We start from the raw sequence: 26207 nt of genomic DNA, 5'->3' as shown, positions 1-26207 counted from the left end.
ACTCCGGTTCTTATTCAGATTGCGCTAGGCGCTCTTGATATTTACGCTCAAGTGCTGCTAACACATAGGGGTGGACAATGGCGCTCACATCACCGCCGAGCATGGAGGCTTCGCGCACCATGGTGGAGGAGACAAAGGAGTATTTCTCACTCGGTGTGAGGAAGACGGTCTCCACTTTGGGGTTGAGGTGGCGGTTGAGGCTCGCCATCTGGAATTCATACTCAAAGTCCGATACGGCGCGGAGCCCTCGCACTAAGATATGGCTATCGATGGTATCCATATAGCGCGCAAGGAGGTCATTAAAGCCGATCACCTCAATATTCTCATGCCCTTTAAAGATCTCTGTGGCCATATCGAGGCGTTCTTCAAAGGTGAAGAGGGGTTTTTTCTTCGGGCCGCTAATCTTCGCCACAGCAACAATCAATTTCGGAAAGATGCGGGCAGCGCGAATAATAATATCGGAATGGCCGCTGGTAATCGGGTCAAATGTGCCGGGATAGACGGCAGTTCTCTCGCTCATAATAATCCTCTTTATTGGGGCTGCTCATGGCAGTCACCTTCTATATTATTTAATGGTTTAGTAAATCGTGGCTCTATTTTACGTGATCTCAGTCACTTTCGCATTAGCCGATTGTACAATCTGTTCGCTAGATGGAGATTTTTATTCTCTATTTTTCAAGTAAGAAGGTTTTTGGAGGGGCGGGAGCCGACGATTTCGCTCTTTTCGCTGGTGCATGCCCGCCGGTTTGGTGCTTTCAGCGCCGGAATTCTATCGCCAAAGGAGCGAGACTTGCGGGCGCGTGATCTTGGGAGGAATGCAAAGGTAATCTCCCGCAACTCAACAGCTTTGATAAGAATGAATAAGATTTCCGGCGATTAAGATCACCAACTGCCGGCGCGAGGTTTTTGGAAGAATGCGATAGTAAGGACCGGCAGCGTTCAGCCTCTTTTGTCTCAATTAATTCTGATGAATGATTCTTAAGAGAGTTATTGGAGGGGCGGGAACTCACCATTTCATTCTTTTCGCCGGTGCATGCCCGCCGGTTTGGCATCGATGATGCCGGAGAAATCATTAAACATGATTTAAACAGTTTTTAAACAGCAGTTAAACATTATGTGCCGGTGATAGAGATCGCCAACTGCCGGCGCGAGTTTTTGGGAAGAACGTGATAGTAAGGACCGGCACCGCTCAGCCCTTTTTGTCTCAATTAATTCTGATGAATGATTCTTAAGAGAGTTATTGGAAGGGCAGGAGCCGACGATTTCGTTCTTTTCACCGGTGCATGCCCGCCGGTTGGCATCTTCGATGCCGGGTATTTATTACAGACAAGAAAAAAGCGCCTTGTGGCGCTCTTTTTGTGTCTTTTAATTTTGGGAAATCTTAAGCTTCCGCCGCTTTGCGTGCTCGATAGTTACGAATTGCTTCACGTAAAAGAACAATGACAACTCCGAGCATGCCCCCTAAGAGGAAACCGATGATGATAATTAGTTTTTTCTTTGTAGGAAGTGGTGCTGTGGGTAGTGCTGCAGACTGGGAGAGGGTATAGACCTCTAAATTATCTGCTTCTGGAAGGGTAAAAGCTTGGAGTGCATCGATCTTTGCGGTGAGCTCATTGTGTCTCTGATTATCACCATATTGACCTTTCTGCTTCTCTAAAAAAGCGATCTTTGCCGCGAGAATTTCTGTCCCTAAAAGATAAGGATCTTCCCCATTACCGGTCGGGAGGGTGAGGTTGAGTTTTTCCGCTGTTTGATAGCTATTTTCAAGCGCGGCAATTTGGTAGAGTCGCTCTTTCTCTAATACCCGCTCTAAGCTCTTTAGTTGACGTGTGAGATTCGCCTCTAATGCATGGATCTCTGCTTGACGATCTTTTAAGAGGATATCAGCTGTTACATGATCAAGATAATTGAGATAGCGCGTTGCAATGACTTCTGTATCTTCCGCAACAGGCCCTTGGCTAGAGATCGTTAATGCCGACTTCTTATCATCGACATCCACTGTAAGATTCCCCTGAAGTGATCCGTTTTGATCTTCTTGTTGTAGTTGTGTAAAGAAATCGCTCTGTACCCGCGGTGATTGTGCAACAGAGGTGAGAAGATCAAAGACATCTTGCGTTGTCAGTGGCATTAAAGTATCTGCAGAGAAGGCAACTTGCTCCGGCAGTAATGTAATCGGTGTCGCCCCGAGATTGAGCTCTGCAATTTGATAGACATTTGGCGGTGTTATCGTGGCAGATGCGCGGTAACTCGGTTTAATCGTTAAGAAGGTAAATAATCCCGCAATTAGCGTGCCAAGAATTGTGGTGGCAATAATCAGCCATTTATGGCGCCAAAGGGTGGCGATTAGTTCAAAGAGATCGATCTCATCATCATGATAGGCGGGAGTGTTTGTAAGGTCTGTTCTGCTCATGGGATTATTTTGTTAGTTTGATTGATGATTGATTAATTTTTATTAATGATTGAAAGATTGTAGCTATTGATCTTAGATTAGCTTATAGAGGGATATTCTAACCTAAATAGGGGGATTATCACTATCTATTATCGAATAGGAATATTGAATATATATTTTGTCGAAAAATCTGTTCTGATTTTGAAATAACTCTGAAATGATTTTGGAATGAGTCTAGAGGGAATTTAAAGTAAATCTAGCGAGATTGGTGGGCGGATTATCTGCTTTTCTCGTACAAGGATAAAGCATCTTCTTCCGCAGTTTTGGCAAAAAGCGTGATAGAATGGGCTTTGTTTAATCGATCATAGATAGTGAGAGAGATGGATATGAGAAGGACCAATGCCGTGAACCGTCAGCAGCTACAATATCATCCGGAGCTTTATGGCAATCATGCTTTTCTGCATCATGAGATCGCCCGCAGAATGGTGGAGTATCTCGATGAGTCATTGGCGCCGCAAAAGATTTTAGTGGATGGCGCATTTGATCACTATCTCAGTGATCTGCTCCAAGCGCGCTTTCCGGAGGCGACGATTTGGGAGAATATCGAATCGCTAACCGATCCCACCCTACGTTTTGATCTGGTGGTGAGTAATCTCTATCTGCAAGATGTGTGGGAGTTTGAGGAGCGGGTGCGCGATTATCAGATCCGCCTCAATGCAAAGGGCAAACTCTTCTTTACCACTATCGGCACCGGCAGTTTTCCCGAGGTGAGTTATCCCGGCGGGCCATTACTCAATGAGTTTCCCGATATTGAAGATATTGGCGATTTTCTCCATGCTTTGGGCTTTAAAAATGCCGTGCTCTTTATTGAGAAGATCAATCTCACCTATGAGAAGCTCGATACCCTCCTTAAAGATGCGCGCGTAGTTGCCGGCAGACCATTTTCCTCCTTTAAAGGCTTACGCACCTATCGTTGGTTAGAGGAGTGGAAGCGCTATGCCGCAGAGAAGCTTAAGGCGGAGGATCAGCTCTTTCATATCGGCTTTGATGTGATCTATGCCGAAGGGACGCTCTCCGATATTAAGAATCTTCAAGGGGAGGATAATGCCGTCTATGTGGATATCTCTCAGCTCTCAAGCTCTAAAGCAGAAAAAGAGCAGAAGTAGCGCTGAAGTAAGAAGTAATAGTCGTCAGCAGGCGGGAGATAAGGTAATATAGAACTAAATTAGTCCTATATTGATTCTTCGATGAAATCGAGATAATGAAATAGAGATGATGAAATAGATATTTTCTACCAATATATGAGTATGAATATATCAATATACGGATATATGGTGGATATACGAAGATACGGATTAATACGATTCAATCTAATGTGATGGAGTTTTAACGATGTTAACAGTGACAGATGCAGCAAGAGCACAACTTGCAAAGAACTTAGGTGAGAGCAGTGCCGAGGCGATTAAGATCGCGCTTCAGAAATCGGGCTGTTCCGGTTATAAATATTATATCGATTTTTGTGACAAGGTGGATGAGCGCGTAGTCATCCTTGAGGAAGCGCCGGTGAAGATTGTGGCAGAGCCCGATATTCTCCCCTACCTTGAGACTGTAACGCTCGATTATATTCAAGATGGCATCAACCGCATGTTTAAATTTCAAAACCCCGAAGCGAAAGCAGAGTGTGGTTGTGGTGAGAGCTTTCTCCTCTAATCTTGCGCCGATATCGAAGCAAGAAGTTGAAAGCGCATAATCGTTGTGAATCAGTAGTGTAAGGTTCGTGAGAATCAATCTCAAAAGATCAGACAGATCGATCAATAAGGAGAGTACGAATGAGTGGAATCGCCGGTGTATTAAAATTAAATCAGACAGCTGTAGCGGAAGGATTACTACAGAAGATGTCGGAGCCGATCCAGAAACGGGGTCCTGACGGCACAACGATTATTCAATATGAAAATATGGGTTTTGTGCAGACAAAGCTCGCTGCGGTGAGCAATGGCACAGAGCCCTTTTTTGATGAAGATTTTGGCATCATTGTTGCCACTAACGGCACGATCTACAATCAAGATGCGTTGCGTGAGCGCTTGATCGAAGCGGGATATCGTTTTCTAACCGAGAGCCAAGCGGAAGTCTTAACAAAAGCGTATCACTGCTGGGGCGAATCCTTTGTGGAGGAGCTCGATGGGGCTTATGCCTTTGCCATCTGGAATGAAGCGGATCGTTCGCTCCTACTTGTTCGGGACCGTTTTGGTAAAAAACCGCTCTACTATAGCTTTGGTCAATCGGAGACGGCGCTCTACTTTGCCTCTAATACGCAGAGTCTTCTGCAGACGCGGGATATCGACACAGAGATCGACCCTCATGCGCTTCACTTTATGTATTCGCTCCATGCAGTAGTGCCGGCGCCTTGGACCATTCTAAAAGGGATTCGTAAAGTTGAGCCGGGGCATTATCTACGGATCGATGCCGATGGTTCGAGCCGATCAGTGAGCTATTGGGAGCTAACGGCAGAGCGCGATTATCCACAATATGATGATGTTGAGTGGCGCGAGATTATCGAGAGTACGCTCAAATCTGCTATTAAGAAAGAGATGAATTTCGCCAATGAAAAGGTGGGTGTTCTTCTCTCAGGCGGGCTCGATTCAACATTGATCACCGCACTTGCGATTGAAGAGGGAATTGAAGGGATTCAGACCTTTTCTGTCGGCTTTGAAGATCAGCCAGAAGAGAAGGGTTCAGAATTCTTCTATTCCGATCAATTTGTCGATAAGTATCAGACCGATCATTACAAATTTGAAGTTCCCAATAGTGAGGCGCTCTCTCGTCTTCCAGAGGCAATTGCCAATATGAGCGAGCCGCTCTTTGGTCAAGATGCGATCGGTTTCTATCTTCTTTCTGAAAGAGTGAAGACCGTCACCTCCGTGGTGCAGAGTGGGCAGGGGGCAGATGAGGTCTTTGCCGGTTACTTCTGGTATCCGAAAATGGTGGAAGAGACAGAGCAAGATCCTCTAAAACGCTTTGCAAAGCACTATTTTGATCGTCCGCATGAAGAGTGGTTAGCAGCATTCACACCGAAATACCATACGGAGAATATCGCCGGTGAATATATTCGGGAACACTTAACGCGCCCGGGGGCAGATACCTTCTTAGATCAGGTATTGCGTCTTGATGTGACGCGCCTTGTGGTGGATGATCCGGTTAAGCGGGTTGATAATATGACAATGGCGCACGGTTTAGAGGCACGAATGCCCTTTATGGATCAGCGTCTTGTTGAGCTTGCGATGGCACTTCCGCCGGAGTACAAATTGAAGCATCATGGAAAAGGGATCTTAAAAGAGATCGCAAGAGGTCGCGTTCCCGATTCAATTATCGATCGCCCAAAAGCCTACTTCCCGATGCCGGCACTCAAATATGTGCGTGGTGAGTTTTTAGAGATGATGCGTGATACCTTAACCAGTAAAAAGGCAAAAGAGCGCGGAATCTTCAATCCCACCTATATCGATGAGCTTCTTAAAAACCCAGAAGCTCCCACAAGCTTCACCAATATCCAAGGCTCAAAATTGTGGCACGCCGCACTTTTAGAACTCTGGTTAAATTCGGTGGGGTTGTAGGGAAGAAGTTTTCTGATCAGGTCAGATCAGATAATCGATAAAATATCTAAAGATAGGCAACTCAAAAGGTTGCCTATTTTATTGCCGGTAATTGAGGATTACCAACTGCCGGCGCGCGATTCGTGGAAGCATGCGATAGTGAGGACCGGCAGTGTTCAGCCCTTTTTGTTTTGATGAATCATTCTTAAGAAGGTTTGTTGAGGGGCGGGAGCTGACCATTTCATTCTTTTTACCGGTGCATGCCCGCTGTTTGGCATCGATGATGCCAACTGCCGGCGCGGTTTTTTTGGAAGAACGCGATAGTAAGGACCGGCAGCGTTCAGCCCTTTTTGTTTTACTTAATTCTGATCAATTATTCTTATGATTCTTAAGAGAGTTATTGGAGGGGCGGGAACTTACCATTTCATTCTTTTTACCGGTGCATGCCCGCTGTTTGGCATCGATGATGCCAACTGCCGGCGCGGTTTTTTTGGAAGAACGCGATAGTGAGAACCGGCAGCGTTCAGCCCTTTTTGTTTTACTTAATTCTGATCAATTATTTTTATGATTCTTAAGAAGGTTTGTTGAGGGGAGGGAGCTGACTATTTCATTCTTTTCACCGGTGCATGCCCGCTGGTTGGCGCTTTCAGCGCCGGGATGATATTAATGCGCGCCTAAACCTTGAACTTTATTTTGTAGGGCGTTGAGGATTTCGAGGGCGGTTTGGGCGTCCTCTTTCTCTACAAAAATCGAACGCTTATAAGCTGTAAGAATGGGGATAACCGAGATGCCGGCCTTTGCAAGAGCACTACTGACGATTGCCGTTAAACCGGCGCAGAGCATCGTGTAGGGGGCATTGAGAATGATGCGACAAAACTCACTCTGATATCCTAAGAGATTATTGTCCGCATCCTCTTTTTTTAGAATCAGCGTAATGCCTTCCGGCTCCTTAAAGAAGGCAACAGGATCAAATCCTAAGATCTTCAGAAGTGATTGATTAGAGACACCGACATAGACATAGGTCTCGGGGGCAATCACAGGGTCTAAGTTCTGCAGAATCTCTTGTAGGGATGCTTCTTTTTGGAGCATGATAATATCGTCCTTTAATCAACGAAAGAAGTTAGGGGTTAGGTTGCCTGAGGGCGCTATTTCTGGGATAAATCGATTGGGTGGCTCTGTGAGTGGCATTAGCTAGTTTAAAAAGATTCGTTAATATTAGCTAATATTCAATCACTTAGGGACGATTGTTACCGATTTTTTGATCGATAAAATAGTCGCGCTTATAATTTTGTATAATAATTTTTATCTATTTTTACATACTCGTTGAGTCTTTACAATGTAGAGATGTGATAAGAAGTTTTTCAGTGTGAAGTCTAGTGAGGCAGGAGTTGAGATGGATCGAGAGGGGAAGAAGCTGGCAAATTGCCCAGAAAATAGCCTAGAAAATAGCCTAGAAAATAGCTCAGGGAATCGGTCGGAGAATGAGTCAGAAATGGGATCAGAAATGGGATCAGAAAAGATGCCGGTAAAATCGACTGCGGAAGTGGCTGATCAAGCGGATCAACCAGATCAAGCCGTGATGCCGGCAGAGAGAGAGAATGATTTTGATGCCGATGAATTGCTCCGCCATGCGCCTACAACGCCCGGGATCTATATGATGAAGGATCGTGAGGGGCAGATTATCTATGTGGGGAAGGCGAAAAATCTTAAAAACCGCCTCTCAAGCTACTTTAAGGGGAAGCAACATGCGCCGAAAACAGTGGCGCTCGTGGCAAATATCGCCTCGGTAGAGATGACCCTTACCGCAACGGAGAAGGATGCGCTGATTCTAGAGGGAAACCTGATCAAAGCCCATCGCCCGCGCTATAACGTTCGCCTGATCGATGATAAGAGCTATCCCTATATCTATCTCTCCGATCATCCCTTTCCTCGCTTTAGTTTCTATCGCGGAACCCGTAAACGCCGAGGTCGCCTCTTTGGCCCCTATCCCTCTTCCGGTGCGGTGAAAGAGACGCTCAACTTGATGAAGAAGGTCTTTCGCATTCGAGAATGTGAGGATTCCTTCTTCTCCCATCGAACGCGCCCCTGCCTGCAATATCAGATCGATCGCTGTAGCGCTCCCTGTGTGGATAAGATCAGCCGGGAGGATTATCTCGAAGCGGTGAAGGAAGCGGTGCTCTTTTTGAGTGGCGAGTCGAATCAACTGGTGGATCTCTTGATTGAGAAGATGCAACACTTTAGCGCAGAGCTACAATTTGAGGCGGCGGCGAAGATTCGCGATCAGATCCAAGATATTCGGGAGATTCAAGGCTCTAATCGTATGGAGGAGAGCCGTGATTCGCTCGATATTATGGTGCTCTACCAAAAAGCGGAGGTGAATAATATCGAGGTGATGACGATCCGTGATGGGCGCGTCTTAGGAACGAGAGCCTATTTCCCCCAAGTGCCGAAAGATACCCGTGATGAGGAGATTATGAGCGCCTTTGTGGGGCAATATTATGGTGAGCATCGTCTCCCCCCGCGGACCATTATTCTCAATATTCCGCTCTCAGAAGAGGAGGCAGAGTGGCTCAAACTCGGACTCGGTGAGTGGGCAAAACATCCGATTTTACTGCAATATCCCCACAATATTCGAGGGCGTAAACGTCGCTGGCTGGAGATGGCAGAGCAAAATGCTGAGCATTCGGTGGCGATTAAATTGGCAAGTCGAACCCAGATTGAGGATCGGCTCTATGTGCTCAATCAACTTCTCCTTCCACAATTGACAGGGCGAAGAGAGAAAGAGGCGCTACTCGATGAGCGGATGATTCAGCGAATTGAGTGCTTCGATATCTCCCATAGTTTTGGCGAGCGAACGGTGGCCTCTAATGTGGTCTATACCGCAGAGGGATTTACCAAGAAGCTCTATCGTCGCTACAACATTGAGGGAGTAACGCCCGGTGATGATTATGAAGCGATGCGCCAAGCCTTAACGCGCCGTTTTCAGAGCCGGGAGAAGAGTGGCGAAAAACGCGGTGAATTGCGAGATCGCCCTGATCTACTACTGATCGATGGTGGAAAAGGACAGTTACAAGTGGCGCTAGAGGTGCTCGAAGCGCTACAGATTGAGGATCAATGGGTGATTAGTATCTCGGAAGGGGAGGGGAAAGTGCGCGGGAAGGATATTATTTGGCTTCGTGATAAATCCCCACTCTTGATCGATCCTGCTTCTCCGGCATTTCATCTCTTAACGCAGATTCGAGATGAGGCCCACCGTTTTGCCATTGAAGGGCATCGCGCACGGCGAGATAAGATGCGTCGCCGTTCAGTATTAGAGGATATCCCCGGCATTGGAGAGAGCCGAAGAACTGCACTCTTAACCCACTTTGGGGGCTTGGAATCTCTTAAAAATGCCGCCGTAGAAGATATCGCAAAGGTGCCGGGGATTAGTGATAAGTTGGCAGAGGTGGTCTTTACCGCATTACGAGAGTCTTCCTAAAAATTCACTCTATTGTCGCGAAGAGAGGGGCGCAAACTTGGCTAAATGGGGCTTGAGAGATGAGTTGAAGGATTCTTAATGTAATTGTAATACTTTTCCGGAGCAGTTGCGGTAGAATGCAGGCTCACTTTTTTAGCATCTGCCGATTGTGCGCTTTGATAATGGTGATCGATGATCGATGTCGGTGGTTGACGTAGATGATTGCCATAGATTTGATATTGACGGTTGATGCCGAAGAAGTGGCAGTATCGATGCGATAGATAATGATCGCAAAAGAATGATGGCCGAGTGATAGAAGATTGATAGAAGAGAAGGAGCGGAAAGAATGGCACAGAGCAGTAGCATCTATAGACGATTTCGATTTCAGCGAGATGAGCTGAGCATGCTGATGACTCTCTCATTACCGATCCTGATTACACAATGGTTTCTGGTGGGAATGGGAGTTGTCGATATCGCGATCACCGGGCACTTTGATGATAATGTGCAAGCCTCTGTCGGCTTAGGGGTGATGATCTGGAATCCTTTACTTCTCTGTAGTACCGGCGTCTTGATGAGTGTTGCGATCTTTAGCGCCCATGAATTTGGTAAGGGGAAGAGTGAAGATGTAGCCCTTATTTGGCATAACGGCCTGCTGATCTCCTCAGTTCTAATTGTGGCGGTTGTGCTGATTATGAATCTCTTCTCTGGGCATCTTTTGCGCTTTCTGGCGGTAGAGGAGCATTTGATTCCAGGATCAGTCTCCTATCTGCGTGCGCTTAGTATCGGTGCGCCGGCGATCTTAATCTTCAATAGCCTTCGTGCGGTGTGTGAAGGGGTGGCGCGGCCGCTTCCGATCACGATTGTGTGTGGTATCGGCTTTCTGGTGAACGCTTTCCTCAACTATATTCTTGTTAATGGTTGGGCGCTGATCCATCTTCCGAGCCTTGGTATTATCGGTTCCGGCTTAGGGACAGGACTCACCTTCTGGGTGATGCTTCTTCTACTTGTGGGGATCACCTTTGTTGATCGTCGACTTCGGAGCTTGCAACTTCTTCGGGGCTTTCAGCGTCCTGATGCGCGCCTTGGGGAGATGATTCGTGTAGGGATTCCAAGTGGCGCTACTCTCTTTGCGGAGGTGGCGATCTTCTCCGCGGCGGGGCTCATTTTGGGGCAGTTTGGTACCATTGTGGTGGCGAGCCATCAGATATCGCTTGCGATCACCTCGATGACCTTTATGATCCCTTTAAGTGTTGCGATGGCTCTCACCTCGATGGTGGGGCAGCGCATGGGGCGGATGGATTATGAGAGTGTTCGACGTCTCAGTGATATGGGGCGTTTAGTGGTTTTAGGATTGATGTTGGTGACAAGTTTGATGCTCTTCTTCGCGCGCTTTCATATTCCGCAACTCTTCAATACCAATCCGGAGATTATCCAGATGTCGGCGGCGCTTATTGTCTATTCGCTCTTCTTCCAACTGCCCGATGGATTGCAGATCTCCGCAAATGGAATCTTACGTGGGATGAAGGATACCAAAGTGCCGATGTATCTTGGTATCGCCTCTTATTGGTTGATCGCATTTCCGCTCAGTTACTACCTCGGCGTGGTGAAGCATTTAGAAGCGCCCGGAGTCTGGATGGGGCTGATTGCTGGTCTTACGGTGGCGGCGCTCTTCCTCAATATTCGTTTAGCGATCTTAACGCGCCGATTACCGGCACCTAAAGTCGCTTAAGTGAGTCTTAAATGAGTTTTAAATGAGTTTTAGGTTGAGAGCTGTTAACGTTTTTAGAGATACAGTATTAAGAACGATATTCAGAACGATATTCAGAACGATATTCAGAACGATATTCAGAGCAATATCGGAGCGATATTAAGCGTAATATTAGATGAGAGAGATGCTTAAGAAAGATATTTAGAAAGATACTTAAGAAAGATATTTAGAGAGAGAGACGATTTAAGCGTAGCGCAAGAGATTCTTGCAGAGTAGGTGAAAGATGATCAATGAGAAAGAAGCAAGCGATGTGGATCAAGTGATCAATGATCGCACGGAAAATGGATACGATAGTTGTGATGAGTATGAGGGAGCTGAGGGAGAGAGCAATGGGGCTGAAGCCATTATTGATGCCTCCTTCACCCTGAGCCGAAATGGTGATGGAACCCTTAATCTACAACTTCCGGCTGAAGCCGCAACGGCTCACTTTGCAACGCAATTGGCAGGGCTGATTGTAGAGCACTTTATGAGCGCAGAGGATGGAGCTGAGAAGAAGCAGGATAAGCGGGAAGAGAAGCGACAAGCTCCGGGGCATGATCTGAAACTCTATCTCCATGGCGATTTGGGCGCGGGGAAGACCACCTTTTCACGTTACTTTATCCAAGCCTTTGGTGTGACCGGTGCGGTGAAGAGCCCCACCTATACTTTGATCGAGCCTTATGAGATTACTCTCCTGGCAGAGCTTGCATCAGAGAAGGGGCGTGGGAAGTCGGCGTCGAAAACAAATTCAAAAATGGGTCAGGAGCAGAAAGAGGGTGAGAGCGATCATGTAATGACCATCTATCATGCCGATCTTTATCGTTTAGCCTCCCCTTTAGAGCTCTATGATTTAGGATTGCTCGAAGAGCAGGGGATCTGGCTTATTGAGTGGCCGGAGAAGGGGGATGGAGTCTTGCCGCTAGCGGATATTGAGCTCAATTTAATGCGCGAGGGCGAGCAGCTGAGTCTGCGGATGAGTCCACAGAGTCCTCTTGGCGAGGAACTTCTTGCCACACTTGAGGCGCAAAATCAAGAGTAGGGAAGAATCCCGGTTAATTTATTTGTCAAGCAGTGTTAGAATAGATCCACTCATTTTAATTTAGCGAGGATGAACCTATGAACGTAACAAAAGCGACGATTGAAGAGATTATTAAGCAGCATCAAGACCCCTATTTAGAGGTTGATCTTCTTTCAGCGGGGTGTGTGAAGTCGATTGAGATCAATGAGGGCGCATCGCCGGCGGTTAAGGTCGATATTGTTCTAGGTTTCTATGCCAAAGCACATAGCGAAGCGATTAAAGCACAATTAGAGACAGCGATTAAAGCGGCAACAGGTGTTGATGCGCTTGTCTCTGTCACGACAAAAGTAGTGGCTCATAAGGTGCAAGGTCAGCTCCATGCGCTTCCTAATGTTCGCAATATTATTGCGGTGGCATCAGGGAAAGGGGGCGTTGGTAAATCGACAACCTCTGTTAACTTAGCCCTCTCGCTACTTAATGAAGGGGCAAAAGTGGGGATTTTGGATGCCGATATCTATGGCCCAAGCTTACCGACGATGCTCAATAGTCATGAAAAACCCGTTTCACTCGATGGCAAATCGATGGAGCCGGTGGAGACACAAGGATTACAGACCAACTCTATCGGTTATCTTATTGCCGATCGTGATGCGGCAATTTGGCGTGCGCCGATGGCGGTCTCAGCGCTTGCACAGATGTTAAAAGAGACCAACTGGAAAGATCTCGATTATCTCATTGTCGATATGCCACCGGGAACAGGAGATATCCAATTAACACTTGCTCAGCAGGTGCCTGTCTCAGGAAGTGTTATTGTGACAACGCCTCAAGATATCGCACTTCTCGATGCGCGTAAGGGAATTACCATGTTTGAAAAAGTGGGAATTCCAATCTTAGGGATCGTGGAGAATATGAGCTACCACATCTGTTCAAAATGTGGTCATGAAGAGGCGATCTTCGGCACAGATGGCGGGCGCACTTTAGCAGAGAAGGAGGGAATCACCCTCTTAGGCAGAATGCCGCTCGATATGAAGATTCGAGAAGAGGCCGATCGCGGTCAGCCAACAGCAACAACTGATGACCATTTAGCGAAACTCTATCAAGATATCGCGATTAAGATGGCGGCAAAACTCTCCTTGCGAGAGCGTGATCGAATGGCGGGCTTCCCTAAGGTCGTTGTGCAGCAGTCGCAAGGTAAAGAGTTAAAGTAAGATTAGAAAATCATAATATTAGAAAGCCATAATATTAGAAAATTATTAAAGCAATACTGAAGTGGGTACTGAAGGGAACACGGAAGTTAAGGTAGCGTAGATGCTATCGCATACTCTATTTGTAGGAAGGAAAACGTATGTCAATTAAAGCAGACCATTGGATTCGAGAGCAGGCAGAAAAGCATCGCATGATTGAGCCCTTTGAACCTGGGCAAGTCAGAGAGAATGAAACCGGTCGCATTATTAGCTATGGGACATCAAGCTATGGTTATGATGTGCGTTGTAGTAATGAGTTTAAGATCTTCACCAATATCAATTCGAGCATCGTCGATCCTAAAAACTTCGATGAGAATAGCTTTGTTGATCTTGTCTCTGATGTCTGCATTATTCCTCCTAACTCCTTTGCATTAGCACGGACGGTGGAGTATTTCCGTATTCCTCGCTCTGTGTTAACGATCTGCCTAGGTAAATCCACTTATGCGCGTTGTGGCATTATTGTGAATGTCACGCCATTAGAGCCTGAGTGGGAAGGGCATGTCACCTTGGAGTTCTCCAATACCACCAATCTCCCGGCGAAGATCTATGCCGGCGAAGGGGTCGCGCAGATGCTCTTCTTTGAGTCCGATCAGGAGTGTGATATCTCCTATAAAGATCGTGGTGGGAAGTATCAGGGGCAGACCGGCGTGACGCTTCCAAGAACTTAAAGTAGCCCTTTTTAAGTGTAGAAGCTCCTCTTAAGGAGCTTCTCGTTTTTCTACCCTTTGAGAGATCGTTGATGGCGTATCAGGCAGATCGCTCAGGTTAGTGAAACCGGACTTCGTGATACGAAGCTAGAGCTAGAATTAGATATAAAACTAGATACAGAACTAGATACAGAACTAGATACAGAATTAGGAATTGAATGTTATGTCAAAAATTATTGTCAAGAATGCAGAGCAGATTGAAGGAATTCGGAAAGCGAACCAAGCGGTTGCGAATCTCTTAAAGCGAGTTAAACCTTATGTAAAATCGGGCGTTACCACTAAAGAGATCGACGATATGATCCACGGCTGGATGGATGAAGAAGGGTTAATCTCAGGAAGCCTCAACTATGGGCAGCCTCCTTTTCCCGGTGCGACCTGTATCTCTGTCAATCATGTAGTGTGCCATGGAATTCCCGGCGATCGCGCGCTAAAAGAGGGTGATATTGTTAATATCGATATCTGCTTGGCAAAAGATGGTTTCTTTGGAGATTCGAGCCAGATGTTCTGCATCGGTGAGGTTTCGATCTTGGCAAAACGCTTAGTGGATGTCACCTATGAGTGCATGATGCTCGGGATCGAAGAGGTTAAACCGGGTGCGCCTTTTAGAAATATTGGTCGTGCGATTCAAAAACATGCCCATGCGCATCACTACTCCGTTGTTCAAGATTTCTGTGGTCATGGCGTTGGTCTTAGCCTGCATGAAGCGCCACAAGTACTCCATTATGACTCCCCATTAGTGACGGAGATTATGGAGCCGGGGATGATCTTTACGATCGAGCCGATGATCAATGTCGGTAAAGCGGCAGTGAAGGTCTTAGGTGATGGTTGGACGGCAGTAACTCGCGATCGCTCCTTAACGGCGCAGTGGGAACATGCGGTATTGGTGACCGAAGAGGGCTATGAGATCCTCAGTCTCCCAACGATCTAATCGCTCTCGCCTTTGCAGTTGTGCAGTTAACTTGTGATATATCAATCATGCTTATTTAAAGATCGCTACAATGGATGGCATGCAAAAAAGAGGATCGCACCTATGGAACAGAGAAAAGGTCAACAGCCAGATCAACAGCTAGATCAATCCCTAGCTCAGCAGGGTCAAACAGGTCAAAAGGGTCAACAAGCTCAAAAGGGTCAAAAGGCAGCTCAGAAAACTCGGAAAGCTCAGAAGGGGCAAAAGCCAGAGCAGCCGGCGGCTCAAGTATCCGGAAATAAGCCTGTCGCTACCGAGCAGAAAGCCCATAAAGATCAGAAAGACCAGAAAGATTCGGCCGAAAAGCCAAATCAGCAAGATCAGCAGAATCAGCAGGGGCAGAAATCGGTGGAGTCTAGCAGAGAAAAGAAACGGATTTTGATCTCAGGTGCCGGTCCGATAGGGCTCTCCTTTGCGTTAGGCTTAAAAGAGAGTTCGCTAGCGATCACCATTGTCGATCAGCATCCAAGACCGACGATAGAGCTACTCAATGAAGATACGCGCATGATTGCGCTCTCTTACCGTTCGGTTAAATATCTAGAAAAGATCGATATTTGGCAAGCTTTAAAACCTTACGCAACACCGATCGAAAGTGTTCATGTCTCAGAGAAGGGGTATGCCACAAAGGTGGAGCTCTTCGCTTCAGAGCATCATCTCCAATCATTTGGTGCTTTAGTGCCTTTAGGGCGCTTGCGTCTAGAGATGCTCTCAGCGATCGATCAATGCCCCAATATTGAGTATCGTGATCAGACGGCACTACGCCACTACCAATTAGAGTGTGCTAACCCTGCTAATCCTGCGGATAAGTCCCATCGTGAGGTGGCGCGTTGTCAGCTCCTCTCGACAAAGAGGGGCGAAAGCAAGATGGAAAAAGTGGAAAAGGTGGAAGAGGAGATCTTCGATTGGGTTATTGCGGCAGAAGGGATGCATTCCCACCTGCGCCAGCTCTCGGGGATTGAATCATTCCATAGCGATTATGGACAGGTTGCGGTGATTGCGCGCGCTAAATTTGAGCATCCACACCACAATATGGCCTATGAGCGCTTTACAAGCGATGGTCCTCTGGCGCTCCTTCCTGTAGGCAGCCATGAGATGGCGGTAGTTCTAATCGCCGATAGTACCGATAAAGCCCATTGGCAGCAGGCGAGCGATCTGCAATTTGCCAATGAGGTGATCTTCCGCCTCGGTTATGATCTTGGGGAGATTGAATCGGTCACGGAGCGCCATGTCTGGGATCTCACCTTAATGATCCCTAAATCGGTCTGTAAACCCTGTTTAACATTGATTGGTAATAGTGCCCATTCACTGCATCCCATTGCCGGGCAGGGGCTCAACTTAGGATTTCGTGATTGTGAGTTACTACTCCCCTATTTTGAATCGGGTAATATTCCGACACTGCATGATCTTGAGCGGTATCAACGAGCGCGCCGGAAAGATGTGGTAAAAGTAGTAGGTGCCACCGATTTCTTAGTGCGAAGCTTTGGGATCGATTGGCCCTGTGCGCCCCAATTGCGTAATATCGCCCTCCGGGGAATTAATTTCTTAAAACCCTTGAAGAAGCGCATCGCTCGCTTTGGAATGGGATATTGATCGATAATCTTGCGCGATCGTCGAAAAGATCATCGCTAGCAGAAGAGAGGAAGAGATGAGTAATCGTTACGATGTCATTATTAATGGAGCCGGCTTAGTCGGTTCAAGTATTGCGATTGGTCTTGCAAAAGCGGGATTGAAGGTGTTAATTATTGAGTTTCATCCGCTAGAGAAGCTCTATCCAACGGACGATTATGGTCTTCGTGTCTCTGCTTTTACCCCCTCTAGCCGGAAATGGCTCGAATATGTGGATGCGTGGGATGGGCTACAACACACCGGCCGTATCACCCCATTCCTCCATATGCATGTCTGGGATGAGGGCGGGCGCGGTGAGCTCACCTTTGATGCTGCTGGTACCGGTTCCGACGCCTTAGGTTGGATTATGGATAATGAAGCGACGCAGGGTGTTCTTCTCGATCGGGCAAAAACATTAGATCTTATTACGATTTTAGATCACTGCAAGCTCGAATCCTTTATTCGTCTTGAGGATGGTCGCGTGGAGGTCACGCTCAATAATGGTGAAAAATATGAAGCAGAGCTCATTGTTGGCGCTGATGGAGGCCGCTCTTTAGTGCGCGATTGGGCCAATATCCCCACAACAGGCTGGAGCTATGGGCAGAAGACAATTGTTGGCCAGGTGCGCCCGGAGAAGAGTCACGACAATACCTGTTGGCAACGCTTCCTTAACAATGGTCCGCTAGCGCTGCTTCCTCTCAATGATGGACGCTGCTCTTTAGCATGGCATACCACCTATGAGGAGGCAGATGAACTCTTAGCACTCGATCCAGAGAGTTTTTCTGATCGTCTCTCAGAAGGTTTCGAATGGCGCTTTGGGCGGATCGAAATTGCCGGGGAGTTAGGTGCATATCCCCTCCGACTCAATCATGCACAGACCTATGTGCGCGAGAACTTCGCTCTAGCAGGTGATGCGGCGCATTCAATCCATCCTCTTGCGGGATTAGGGGTCAATATCGGTTATCTCGACTCGTCCACATTGGTAGAAGAGTTAATCAATGCGCGCAAGGCGGGAATTCCTTTAGGGAACTTAGAGATGTTAAAACGCTATGAAAAACGGCGAAAAGCACATAATATGTTTATTATGGGATCGATGGATCTCTTTAAGCGAAGCTCAACGAGCCAATCTGGTATCATAAAGGGGATTCGCAATATTGGGCTATCCGCCGCCGATAAACTTCCCTTTGTGAAGCGAAAACTTGCTAAAATTGCGATGGGATATTATGGCGATATTCCCGCTTTTGTTAAACCAAAATAGAGGTAGAAACTGTGTCAGATACATTGAAAACAGCCTTCGAGACGTTAGAGAAGAAGATGGTGACATTAGGCGAGCAGAAGCAGCAGCTCGTTACACAATTGCAAGAATCTGAAGCAAAAAATGAGGCTTTGCAACTGGAGTTTGGTGCTTATCGTCAAAATATGGAGCAGGAGAATGCTCGATTAGTGGCCGATAATGCCCTTCTTTCCGAGAAGTTAAATAAGCTCGTTTCCCGAGTGGAATCGATGAGCCAAAATATGTAGGAATGTAGGAGAATCAAGATGTCAGAGACTGTAGTTGTATCGGTAAAAATTGCCAATGAAGAGTATCCTATTAGCACCCCAAAATCGGAAGAGGAGGTGTTGCGTGAATCAGCCCTTCGTCTCGATGCGGAGATTGCTAAATTGCGCTCAAAAGGGCGTCTCTCTCTCGAAAAAGCAGCGATCATGGCGGGGATTATTCTTGCCAGTGAGCTTGTTCGTGCGGAGAAAGGGGTAGAGTTAACGGAATTTAAATTACGAGAAGAGTTGGTCGCGCTATCGAAAAAGGTGGATCAATTTCTGTAATACCTTTCTTGCTGGTCTATCTATCATGAAGCCTTATAACGTAATTTTATGACGTCATTGAGTCATGTACTTGATCGAGTTATATAGTGGGTAATTAGTGGGCAAGTAGTGGGCAAGTAGTGGGTAAGTAGCTAGTAAGCAATAATTTCAATAATAAGAGTAACAATAGATATGCATGAGGAGCGCGTATGATTTTAGATGAAGAATTAGCAAAAAATAGTCGCCTTGTAACGAATCTCCCTCTCTGTGAGGTGCGTATTCAGAATGAAGCGCGTTTTCCATGGATTATTTTAGTACCGAAGCGGGGTAATATTGAGGAGATTATCGATCTCTCTATTGAAGATCAGGAGCAACTTCTCAAAGAATTACGCATGGCATCACAGGTGATGCAGACCCAATTTGATGCCGATAAGCTCAATATTGGTGCGTTAGGGAATATTGTCCGTCAGCTCCATCTGCATGTGATTGCGCGCTATGAGACCGATTTAGCCTGGCCTAATCCTGTATGGGGTTATTTTGAGCTAAGTACACAATATGCCGCGGATGCATTAGAGCGTCGCATTAAATTATTGAAGGATGCTTTTGATAAACTTGCCTAATTTTGGCATAGTAGTCTCTGTTTTTCTTCATAAAAGGCATTTATGAAATCGATTATTCAAAAGATAGAAGCCTGGCTCTGGTCGGAGACAGGTTCTTTTTTATTGTTTCGCCGGGCTTTGCAGCTGCTCTATCGTATTGCTGTGCAATATAGCGAGGCGAACTTTAAAGAGCGAGCGCAAGCATTAACCTATACCACAATGCTCTCTTTGGTGCCCTTGATGGCGATCACCTTCTCCATCTTGGCGGGCTTTGGGGTTCACAATGAGTTAGAACCGCTGCTCAAGAGTGCGCTCTCCTTTTTAGGTGAGAAGAATGCCGATGATTTTGTCTCGATTCTGATCGGTTTTGTAGAAAATACCCGGGGGATTATTCTGGGGGGAGTAGGGCTACTTGTTCTTCTCTATACGGCCATCAACTTGATGACGACGATCGAATCGGCCTTTAATCGAATCTGGCGCGTGGCGAAAGGGCGCTCATTTAAGGAGCGTTTACTCTCCTATGTGGTCGTGATTCTGATCGGCCCGATCTTCGCCTTTATCGCTTTCTCTTTCCTCTCAAGTTCTATCGTTCTGCGCGTGACCGGTTTTGTTACCGATCCGGTGATCACCTTTCTTTTAGGGCAATTTTTTACCATCGCGGTGGTTACGGTGGTGATTTGGCTTGCCTATCTCTTTATCACTTTCCGTAAGGTGGATCTCATCCCGGCGCTGATTGGGGCGCTTATTGCGGCCAATGCGTGGTACTTTATCGGTAAGCTCTTTACCCAATTTGTGGTGATGTCGGGTAAGCAATCGCAGATCTATTCCGGTTTTGCCAGTGTTGTACTCTTTATTATGTGGATGTATCTCTCCTGGTTAATTGTATTAGTGGGGAGTCAGATCGCCTTTTATCTTCAATTTAAATCCTTGATTGCTCATGATGATGAGGTCAAAGTTAAGCCTAGTCAGGTGGAGATTCGTCTCTGTCTTGAGGCGAAAGATACCGATCGTAATGAGTGGTTTGTAAAGCATCTTTCAAGTGAGTCGGTGGATATTTCGCCGCCAGCGGTGGGGAAAGTGCCGCATTGTAGTGATGATCGGCAGGTGGAATCGGTGATTACGCTGACACCGATGGAGAAGGATATGGGGGTAGAGGTGACAGATCATCTTGAGATCTCCACAACTTCTTCACAAGCGGAGGGAGATTCTTCTGCAAAACCGGCTTCAGATTCTCTGACTAAGTAGGGGGCAGTGTGAGTGATCAAACGCCCTTTTGGGAGAAACCGCTCGAAGAGCTTACAACTCAGGAGTGGGAAGCGCTCTGTGATGGTTGTGGTCTCTGTTGTCTTAACAAATTAGAAGATGAGGATGATGGGGAGATCTACTACACGCGGGTTGCTTGTAATCTATTAGATCTAAGCGCCGGCACTTGTCGGCACTACTGCAATCGACATCAATATGTTCCAGAGTGTATCTCGCTTCAGTTACAAGATATCGCACAATTTCGTTGGTTGCCGGAGAGCTGTTCCTATCGATTACGTGCAGCCGGGCAGCCTCTACCGGCATGGCACCATCTTCTTTCAAAAGATCGCTTTAAAGTTCGGGAGATCTATCCCTTTCCGCAATTGCAGTTGCTACATGAATCGGCATTAAGTGATGATGAATCCTTAGAGGATTTCCTTATCGATAAGATCAAGCCGGTTAAGTAGATTCTTAAGAGGGTTTATTGAGGGGCGGGAGCCGACCATCTCGCTCTTTTTACCGGTGCATGCCCGCCATTCGGCATCCTTGATGCCGGGAGAATATCATTAAAGCGATACCTTTTTGGGGTAATTGGAAAATTGCCATCTGCCGGCGCGTGGTATATAGAAGCATGCAATAGTGAGATCCGGCAGCGTTCAAACTTTTTTATTGCAAAATTAACCGGAGATAGTAGATCACCACTTGCCGGCATGTGATTTCTGGAAGCACGTGATGGTAAACTCCGGCAATTCAACAGTTCTTTTTGTTTCAATTGATTATTCTTATAATTCTTAAGAGGGTTTTTGAGGGGCGGGAGCCGACCATCTCGCTCTTTTTACCGGTGCATGCCCGCCATTCGGCATCCTTGATGCCGGGAGAATATCATTAAAGCGATACCTTTTTGGGGTAATTGGAAAATTGCCATCTGCCGGCGCGTGGTATATAGAAGCATGCAATAGTGAGATCCGGCAGCGTTCAAACTTTTTTATTGCAAAATTAACCGGAGATAGTAGATCACCACTTGCCGGCATGTGATTTCTGGAAGCACGTGATGGTAAACTCCGGCAATTCAACAGTTCTTTTTGTTTCAATTGATTATTCTTATAATTCTTAAGAGGGTTTTTGAGGGGCGGGAGCCGACCATCTCGCTCTTTTTACCGGTGCATGCCCGCCATTCGGCATCCTTGATGCCGGGAGAATATCATTAAAGCGATACCTTTTTGGGGTAATTGGGAAATTGCCATCTGCCGGCGCGTGGTATATGGAAGCATGCAATAGTGAGATCCGGCAGCGTTCAAACTTTTTTATTTCAAAATTAACCGGTGATAGTAGATCACGAATTGCCGGCACACGATTTTGAGAAGAACGCGATAGTAAGGACCGGCAACTCATCAGCTCTTTTTGTTTCAATTGATTATTCTTATGATTCTTAAGAGAGTTTTTGAGGGGCGGGAGCCGACCATTTCGCTCTTTTTACCGGTGCATGCCCGCCATTCGGCATCCTTGATGCCGGGAGAATATCATTAAAGCGATACCTTTTGGGGTAATTGAGAAATTGCCATCTGCCGGCGCGTGGTATATGGAAGCACGCGATAGTGAGATCCGGCAACGTTCAGCCTTTTTCACTTCAAAAATAGGCGATGAGAAGATCGCCATCTGCCGGCGCGCGGTATATGGAAGCACGCGGTGGTAATCTCCGGCAATTCAACAACTCTTTTTGTTTCAATTGATTATTCTTATAATTCTTAAGAGGGTTTATTGAGGGGCGGGAGTCGACCATCTCGCTCTTTTTACTGGTGCATGCCCGCCATTCGGCATCCTTGATGCCGGGAGAATATCATTAAAGCGATACCTTTTGGGGGTAATTGGGAAATTGCCATCTGCCGGCGCGAGATCGATGGAAGCTCGCGGTGGTAATCTCCGGCAATTCATCAGCTTTTCTATTTCAATATTCATTATTCCTCTCAATAGGTCAAACTCATCCCCAATTGATCCGCTTTTTGGTTACAATATTGTTATTGTGAAAGTAATGAGACTATCCGGCGCGGGGTTGACCGGAAGATTGATACTAACGGCGCTATTAATCAAGGAGATTGAGAGATGAAGAGAGATGAGGATCGTGCAGTGGAGAACTCTTTAGTGGGGAAATTGACCCACCTTAATGCTGAGGGTGAGGCACATATGGTGGATGTGAGCGATAAAGTGATCACAAAACGCCGAGCGATTACAAGCGGAGAGATCTCGATGAGTGAAGAGGCCTTCTCGGCATTGGTTGAAGAGCGTGTCTCGAAAGGAAATGTCTTGGGCGTTGCCCGAATCGCGGCGATTCAAGCGGCAAAACGAACGGCGGATCTTATCCCGCTCTGCCATCCCCTTCCACTGACAAAGGTGAATGTGGAATTTACCCTTAAACCGGAGAGAAAGAGCGTCATCGCTACGGTAGAGGTGGTTACCAATGGTGTTACCGGCGTGGAGATGGAGGCTTTAACGGCAACATCTGTTGCGTTACTGACCATTTATGATATGTTAAAGGCCATTGATAAACGAATGGTGATCTCCGATATCGCCCTTGATCGAAAAACAGGGGGGAAAAGCGGGGACTTTGTTCGTTAGTGCGAACTGATTTATTGCAAAAATTTGCGCAATAGATTACTATATCCCTCTTTTATTAGAATTGATGGTGTTCTTTGAATTACTCTACATTAACCATATGGCAGGCCATTGATCAACGTCTCGTTGTTGAAAATGTACGATTACCGAAAAAACTCTTTCCCCGATTAGAGGAAGCGGTTGAAAAGGTCAATGGTGATATTGTTGTGTCTTTTGAGGCGGGACTCGATGAGAGTCAGCATAAATGCATTGTTGGACATGCGTTCGTCAATGTCGATGTTGAGTGTCAACGTTGTCTTGAGCCATTCCCGATTGATCTGGATGTCGATTTTCGATGGCTTCCTGTCAAAAGTGAATATGAAGCTGAGCTTGTAGGGGATGATGCAGATGTCATTATTATTGAAGATGTCGATATCATCAGCTTCTTATATCATCTTGAAGATGAGTTATTGATGGCATTGCCAATCATACCTTACCATCCGGATGATGAGCCTTGCGAAGGACGTGAGTTTTTAAAGAATCAAGAGCTGCCAGAAGAAGAGGAGAAGAAGAATCCTTTTGCCGTTCTGTCAGATCTATTGGATTAGGTAGATCTTTCTATCACTTGAAAGAATATAGTTTAATTAGGAGTAGTTAAAATGGCTGTACAAAAATCGAAGGTAACTCGTTCAAAAAGAGGAATGCGTCGTGCGCATGATTTCTTAACTTCACGCCCAGTAAGCATCGATAAAACTTCAGGAGAGATGCATTTACGTCACCACGTAACTGCTGATGGTTTCTATCGTGGCCGTAAAGTTATCACTAAAAACGAACAAGTTGTCGATCAAGAATAATCTTTAACGACTGTTAGAGGTTGATAGACATATATCGGAAAACCTACGCCTTGTCTTGTTCGAAGATAGCGTAGGTTTTTTATTATGAGTTTCTCTCCTATTTTCCCGCAATTTGAGTAGCGATAACAGAGCGGGATGAGAATCTGTTATCAGTTGATGTTAAAAATTAGGAATCAGCAACGTGATTAAGAGCAATCAAGTGCCAGTAAAGCTCGCAGTAGACATGATGAGTGGTGACAACGGCGCACCAGAGTATATCCCCGCAGTTGTGAGTGCGTTAAATGCACATGATAATCTTTCTGTCCTTGCTGTCGGAAAAGAGGATATTTTACAACCCCTTTTAGCAGATCAACCCCACTTTAAATCGGGGCGAATTACCATCGTTCCCGCAACAGAAGTGGTAGAGATGGATGATGCGCCACAAAGCGCCCTTCGTAATAAGAAGGATTCCTCAATGCGTGTTGCGATCAACTGTGTGAAAGAGGGGCAGGCCGATGCGGCGATGTCTGCTGGAAATACAGGCGCACTCTTAGCAACGGCTAAATTTGTCTTAAAGACGCTCCCTGGCATTATGCGCCCGGCGATCTGTACATCGATCCCTTCACTGCGTGAGCGGGGTTATGTGCATCTCTTAGATCTTGGTGCGAATGTGGATGTAACCCCTGAGCATCTCTACCAATTTGCGGTGATGGGTTCGCTTCTTTCCTCTGTTGTCAGTGGTGATCCGGCGCCGAAAGTCTCTTTGATGAATATTGGGACAGAGGCGATGAAGGGGAATGAGTTAGTTCGCGGGACAGTTCCGCTCATGGAGGGATCAAACCTCAACTATATCGGTTTTACCGAGCCAGATGGGATCTTCTTTGATGATGTGGATGTGATTGTCTCCGATGGTTTTACCGGGAATATTGCCCTTAAAACTTTAGAAGGGACAGTGAAGATGATTGTCCAGCAGCTAGGGAACTCCTTTAAGAAGAATCTTCTGACAAAATGTGCGGCAGTTGTCTCAATGCCGGTTTTAAAAGATCTTAAAAATAGTATGGATCCACGTAAACATAATGGCGCAAGTCTCTTAGGTTTACGGGGAATTGTTGTAAAATCTCATGGGAATGCAGATCGTATCTCTTTTCAAAATGCGATAGAGATTTCTGTTAAGCTTGTAGAGCAACAAATAATTGATAAGATGAGAAAACAATTTGAAACTGCGGAGAATCAGCAGTCAAACGAATAGGTTGGATAAGGATGAATTCAAGAATAATCGGAACGGGGCAATATTTGCCGAAAAATATTGTGACAAATGAGCAATTGTCCAAAACTGTTGATACGACGCATGAGTGGATTTTAGAGCGGACAGGAATCTGTCAGCGCCATATTGCCGATGAGAGCGATACAACCGCGGGATTAGCCTATGAGGCGGCAAAGAAAGCATTAGAAGATGCGAACATTGATGCAACGGAGCTAGATTTGATTGTTCTTGCAACAACAACGCCCGATCAGACATATCCCTCAACAGCGACATTAGTACAAGATATGCTCGGCAATCATCGTGCAGCATCTTTCGATATTAGTGCGGCATGCTCTGGATTTATCTACGCTTTAGCCATTGCTGATAACTTTATCAAAGCAGGTTCGGCGAAAAAGGCGATGGTGATCGGTTCTGAGATCTATTCGCGCGTTCTCGATTGGAGTGATCGTACTACCTGTGTTCTCTTTGGAGATGGTGCAGCGGCGGTGATCCTAGAAGCGACAGAGGAAGAGGGAATTATCTCAACACATATTCATGCTGATGGTGCTTATAAAGATCTCCTATCAGTGAAGAAGAGTGTGATCTCGCGTGAAGATGTCTATCCCTATGTGCAGATGAAGGGGAATGAAGTTTTCCGTCATGCTGTGACTAAACTTCATGAGATTGTAGATGAGACCTTAACAGCGGCGAACCTCACCGGTTCCGATATCGATTGGTTGATTCCACATCAAGCGAATTTACGGATTATGACGGCAACAGCAAAACGTGCTGGTATGCCTTTAGAGAAGATGGTTGTTACGGTGGATCAACATGCGAATACCTCGGCAGCGAGTATTCCTTTAGCGCTCGATGTTGCACGTAAAGATGGTCGCGTGAAGAAGGGTGACCTTGTTCTAATGGAAGCCTTCGGCGGTGGCTTTACCTGGGGCTCAGCCTTAGTGAGAATGTAAATACAATATTGAAAATTCTGTATTGAATGAAGAGAGGTTTTAAACAGTTCTGTTTAAAACCTTTTTTATGGTTCTTAAGAAGGTTCATTGAGCGGCGGGAACCAACTATTTCGTTCTTTTTACCGGTGCATGCCCGCCATTCGGCATCGATGATGTCGGGAGAATATCGTTAAGGTGTGATTTCCGGTAATTGAGAAATTACCCTCTGC

The 26207-nt window shown here is 46.3% G+C and carries 32 protein-coding genes; 22 read left to right on the top strand and 10 right to left on the bottom strand.

Annotated elements, in window-relative coordinates; all coding sequences use genetic code 11:
- Window positions 1–10: 10 nt before the first annotated feature.
- Both coaD and DC077_RS05350 read right to left on the bottom strand, forming a co-directional pair.
- Window positions 11–520, bottom strand: coding sequence for a pantetheine-phosphate adenylyltransferase (gene coaD, locus DC077_RS05355; RefSeq protein ID WP_109202195.1), 510 nt, complete (start codon window positions 518–520; stop codon window positions 11–13).
- An 861-nt stretch (window positions 521–1381) separates the two neighbouring features.
- Window positions 1382–2410 carry an LPS O-antigen chain length determinant protein WzzB gene (locus DC077_RS05350; RefSeq protein ID WP_109217870.1) on the bottom strand — a complete coding sequence of 343 codons (1029 nt, stop codon included), beginning with the start codon at window positions 2408–2410 and terminating at the stop codon, window positions 1382–1384.
- 359 nt (window positions 2411–2769) lie between these two features.
- Here DC077_RS05350 and DC077_RS05345 point away from each other — a divergent pair, with 359 nt between their 5' ends.
- The 3 genes from DC077_RS05345 to DC077_RS05335 all read left to right on the top strand — a co-directional run bounded on the left by DC077_RS05345 (window position 2770) and on the right by DC077_RS05335 (window position 5997).
- On the top strand, window positions 2770–3555 hold the full coding sequence (locus tag DC077_RS05345; RefSeq protein ID WP_133243443.1) for a methyltransferase domain-containing protein: 786 nt from the start codon (window positions 2770–2772) through the stop codon (window positions 3553–3555).
- A gap of 226 nt (window positions 3556–3781) precedes the next feature.
- Window positions 3782–4099, top strand: coding sequence for a HesB/IscA family protein (locus DC077_RS05340; RefSeq protein ID WP_109217869.1), 318 nt, complete (start codon window positions 3782–3784; stop codon window positions 4097–4099).
- A gap of 119 nt (window positions 4100–4218) precedes the next feature.
- Window positions 4219–5997, top strand: a complete 1779-nt coding sequence (locus DC077_RS05335) for an N-acetylglutaminylglutamine amidotransferase (RefSeq protein WP_109217868.1) — start codon at window positions 4219–4221, stop codon at window positions 5995–5997.
- Between the two features lie 78 nt (window positions 5998–6075).
- Here the strand turns inward: DC077_RS05335 and DC077_RS10840 are convergent, their stop codons facing one another.
- The gene (locus DC077_RS10840) at window positions 6076–6216 is read right to left on the bottom strand and encodes a hypothetical protein (protein ID WP_157953491.1); all 141 of its coding nucleotides are present in this window, start codon (window positions 6214–6216) and stop codon (window positions 6076–6078) included.
- 141 nt (window positions 6217–6357) lie between these two features.
- Here DC077_RS10840 and DC077_RS11075 point away from each other — a divergent pair, with 141 nt between their 5' ends.
- Window positions 6358–6483, top strand: a complete 126-nt coding sequence (locus DC077_RS11075; protein WP_275663891.1) for a hypothetical protein — start codon at window positions 6358–6360, stop codon at window positions 6481–6483.
- A 156-nt stretch (window positions 6484–6639) separates the two neighbouring features.
- On the opposite strand, the gene DC077_RS05330 is transcribed toward DC077_RS11075, so the two are convergent.
- Window positions 6640–7065 (bottom strand): ACT domain-containing protein, encoded by a 426-nt coding sequence (locus DC077_RS05330; RefSeq protein ID WP_109202200.1) that lies wholly within the window; start codon window positions 7063–7065, stop codon window positions 6640–6642.
- Between the two features lie 277 nt (window positions 7066–7342).
- Here DC077_RS05330 and uvrC point away from each other — a divergent pair, with 277 nt between their 5' ends.
- Window positions 7343–9454, top strand: a complete 2112-nt coding sequence (gene uvrC, locus DC077_RS05325) for an excinuclease ABC subunit UvrC (RefSeq protein ID WP_275663890.1) — start codon at window positions 7343–7345, stop codon at window positions 9452–9454.
- Window positions 9455–9495: 41 nt separating this feature from the next.
- Here the strand turns inward: uvrC and DC077_RS10645 are convergent, their stop codons facing one another.
- A complete protein-coding gene (locus tag DC077_RS10645) occupies window positions 9496–9786 on the bottom strand; it encodes a hypothetical protein (protein ID WP_133243441.1) in 291 nt (96 codons plus the stop codon).
- Between DC077_RS10645 and DC077_RS05320 the strand changes: the two genes are divergently transcribed.
- From DC077_RS05320 to DC077_RS05265, 12 genes are all read left to right on the top strand, one after another.
- On the top strand, window positions 9780–11162 hold the full coding sequence (locus DC077_RS05320; RefSeq protein ID WP_239990370.1) for an MATE family efflux transporter: 1383 nt from the start codon (window positions 9780–9782) through the stop codon (window positions 11160–11162). The genes DC077_RS10645 and DC077_RS05320 overlap by 7 nt on opposite strands.
- Window positions 11163–11667: 505 nt before the next feature.
- Window positions 11668–12219 (top strand): tRNA (adenosine(37)-N6)-threonylcarbamoyltransferase complex ATPase subunit type 1 TsaE, encoded by a 552-nt coding sequence (gene tsaE / locus DC077_RS05315; RefSeq protein ID WP_239990373.1) that lies wholly within the window; start codon window positions 11668–11670, stop codon window positions 12217–12219.
- Window positions 12220–12296: 77 nt separating this feature from the next.
- Complete coding sequence (gene apbC, locus DC077_RS05310; protein WP_109202201.1) at window positions 12297–13403, top strand: iron-sulfur cluster carrier protein ApbC; 1107 nt, start codon at window positions 12297–12299, stop codon at window positions 13401–13403.
- A gap of 137 nt (window positions 13404–13540) precedes the next feature.
- Complete coding sequence (gene dcd / locus DC077_RS05305; protein WP_094567487.1) at window positions 13541–14107, top strand: dCTP deaminase; 567 nt, start codon at window positions 13541–13543, stop codon at window positions 14105–14107.
- A gap of 202 nt (window positions 14108–14309) precedes the next feature.
- The gene (map, locus tag DC077_RS05300) at window positions 14310–15074 is read left to right on the top strand and encodes a type I methionyl aminopeptidase (protein ID WP_109202202.1); all 765 of its coding nucleotides are present in this window, start codon (window positions 14310–14312) and stop codon (window positions 15072–15074) included.
- Between the two features lie 102 nt (window positions 15075–15176).
- The gene (locus tag DC077_RS05295) at window positions 15177–16703 is read left to right on the top strand and encodes an FAD-dependent monooxygenase (protein WP_109202203.1); all 1527 of its coding nucleotides are present in this window, start codon (window positions 15177–15179) and stop codon (window positions 16701–16703) included.
- 55 nt (window positions 16704–16758) lie between these two features.
- Window positions 16759–17976 (top strand): UbiH/UbiF/VisC/COQ6 family ubiquinone biosynthesis hydroxylase, encoded by a 1218-nt coding sequence (locus DC077_RS05290; protein WP_109202204.1) that lies wholly within the window; start codon window positions 16759–16761, stop codon window positions 17974–17976.
- Window positions 17977–17987: 11 nt separating this feature from the next.
- Entirely contained in the window at window positions 17988–18239 is a 252-nt protein-coding gene (locus DC077_RS05285; protein ID WP_109202205.1) for a hypothetical protein, read from the top strand.
- Window positions 18240–18257: 18 nt separating this feature from the next.
- A complete protein-coding gene (locus DC077_RS05280) occupies window positions 18258–18542 on the top strand; it encodes a cell division protein ZapA (RefSeq protein ID WP_109202206.1) in 285 nt (94 codons plus the stop codon).
- Between the two features lie 188 nt (window positions 18543–18730).
- On the top strand, window positions 18731–19141 hold the full coding sequence (locus DC077_RS05275; protein ID WP_109202207.1) for an HIT domain-containing protein: 411 nt from the start codon (window positions 18731–18733) through the stop codon (window positions 19139–19141).
- 42 nt (window positions 19142–19183) lie between these two features.
- A complete protein-coding gene (locus tag DC077_RS05270) occupies window positions 19184–20365 on the top strand; it encodes a YihY/virulence factor BrkB family protein (protein ID WP_109202208.1) in 1182 nt (393 codons plus the stop codon).
- Between the two features lie 8 nt (window positions 20366–20373).
- The gene (locus tag DC077_RS05265; protein WP_109202209.1) at window positions 20374–20829 is read left to right on the top strand and encodes a YcgN family cysteine cluster protein; all 456 of its coding nucleotides are present in this window, start codon (window positions 20374–20376) and stop codon (window positions 20827–20829) included.
- A gap of 14 nt (window positions 20830–20843) precedes the next feature.
- Here DC077_RS05265 and DC077_RS10640 read toward each other — a convergent pair whose 3' ends face one another.
- The 5 genes from DC077_RS10640 to DC077_RS05260 all read right to left on the bottom strand — a co-directional run bounded on the left by DC077_RS10640 (window position 20844) and on the right by DC077_RS05260 (window position 22318).
- Complete coding sequence (locus tag DC077_RS10640) at window positions 20844–21116, bottom strand: hypothetical protein (RefSeq protein ID WP_133243440.1); 273 nt, start codon at window positions 21114–21116, stop codon at window positions 20844–20846.
- 37 nt (window positions 21117–21153) lie between these two features.
- Window positions 21154–21435, bottom strand: a complete 282-nt coding sequence (locus DC077_RS10635) for a hypothetical protein (RefSeq protein WP_133243439.1) — start codon at window positions 21433–21435, stop codon at window positions 21154–21156.
- Between the two features lie 37 nt (window positions 21436–21472).
- Window positions 21473–21754: a hypothetical protein gene (locus DC077_RS10630; protein WP_133243462.1), complete on the bottom strand. Its 282-nt coding sequence runs from the start codon at window positions 21752–21754 to the stop codon at window positions 21473–21475.
- A gap of 81 nt (window positions 21755–21835) precedes the next feature.
- Window positions 21836–22045, bottom strand: a complete 210-nt coding sequence (locus tag DC077_RS10625; RefSeq protein WP_133243461.1) for a hypothetical protein — start codon at window positions 22043–22045, stop codon at window positions 21836–21838.
- A 72-nt stretch (window positions 22046–22117) separates the two neighbouring features.
- Window positions 22118–22318 (bottom strand): hypothetical protein, encoded by a 201-nt coding sequence (locus DC077_RS05260; RefSeq protein ID WP_109217867.1) that lies wholly within the window; start codon window positions 22316–22318, stop codon window positions 22118–22120.
- A gap of 183 nt (window positions 22319–22501) precedes the next feature.
- On the opposite strand from DC077_RS05260, the gene moaC reads away from it, so the two are divergent.
- The 5 genes from moaC (at window position 22502) to DC077_RS05235 (ending at window position 25998) form a co-directional block, all read left to right on the top strand.
- Window positions 22502–22975, top strand: a complete 474-nt coding sequence (moaC, locus tag DC077_RS05255) for a cyclic pyranopterin monophosphate synthase MoaC (RefSeq protein ID WP_109202498.1) — start codon at window positions 22502–22504, stop codon at window positions 22973–22975.
- Between the two features lie 74 nt (window positions 22976–23049).
- Entirely contained in the window at window positions 23050–23559 is a 510-nt protein-coding gene (locus tag DC077_RS05250) for a YceD family protein (protein ID WP_094567478.1), read from the top strand.
- A gap of 51 nt (window positions 23560–23610) precedes the next feature.
- Window positions 23611–23805, top strand: a complete 195-nt coding sequence (gene rpmF, locus DC077_RS05245; protein WP_094567477.1) for a 50S ribosomal protein L32 — start codon at window positions 23611–23613, stop codon at window positions 23803–23805.
- 184 nt (window positions 23806–23989) lie between these two features.
- Window positions 23990–25033 carry a phosphate acyltransferase PlsX gene (gene plsX, locus DC077_RS05240; RefSeq protein ID WP_420810007.1) on the top strand — a complete coding sequence of 348 codons (1044 nt, stop codon included), beginning with the start codon at window positions 23990–23992 and terminating at the stop codon, window positions 25031–25033.
- An 11-nt stretch (window positions 25034–25044) separates the two neighbouring features.
- Window positions 25045–25998, top strand: a complete 954-nt coding sequence (locus DC077_RS05235) for a beta-ketoacyl-ACP synthase III (protein WP_109202497.1) — start codon at window positions 25045–25047, stop codon at window positions 25996–25998.
- Window positions 25999–26207 lie beyond the last annotated feature (209 nt).

It is taken from the genome of Ignatzschineria cameli, from assembly GCF_003121895.1.
Classification (GTDB): Bacteria; Pseudomonadota; Gammaproteobacteria; order Cardiobacteriales; family Wohlfahrtiimonadaceae; genus Ignatzschineria; species Ignatzschineria cameli.
The sequence above is the reverse complement of the archived record's forward strand: the minus strand, read 5'-3'. Positions and strand labels throughout refer to the sequence as shown.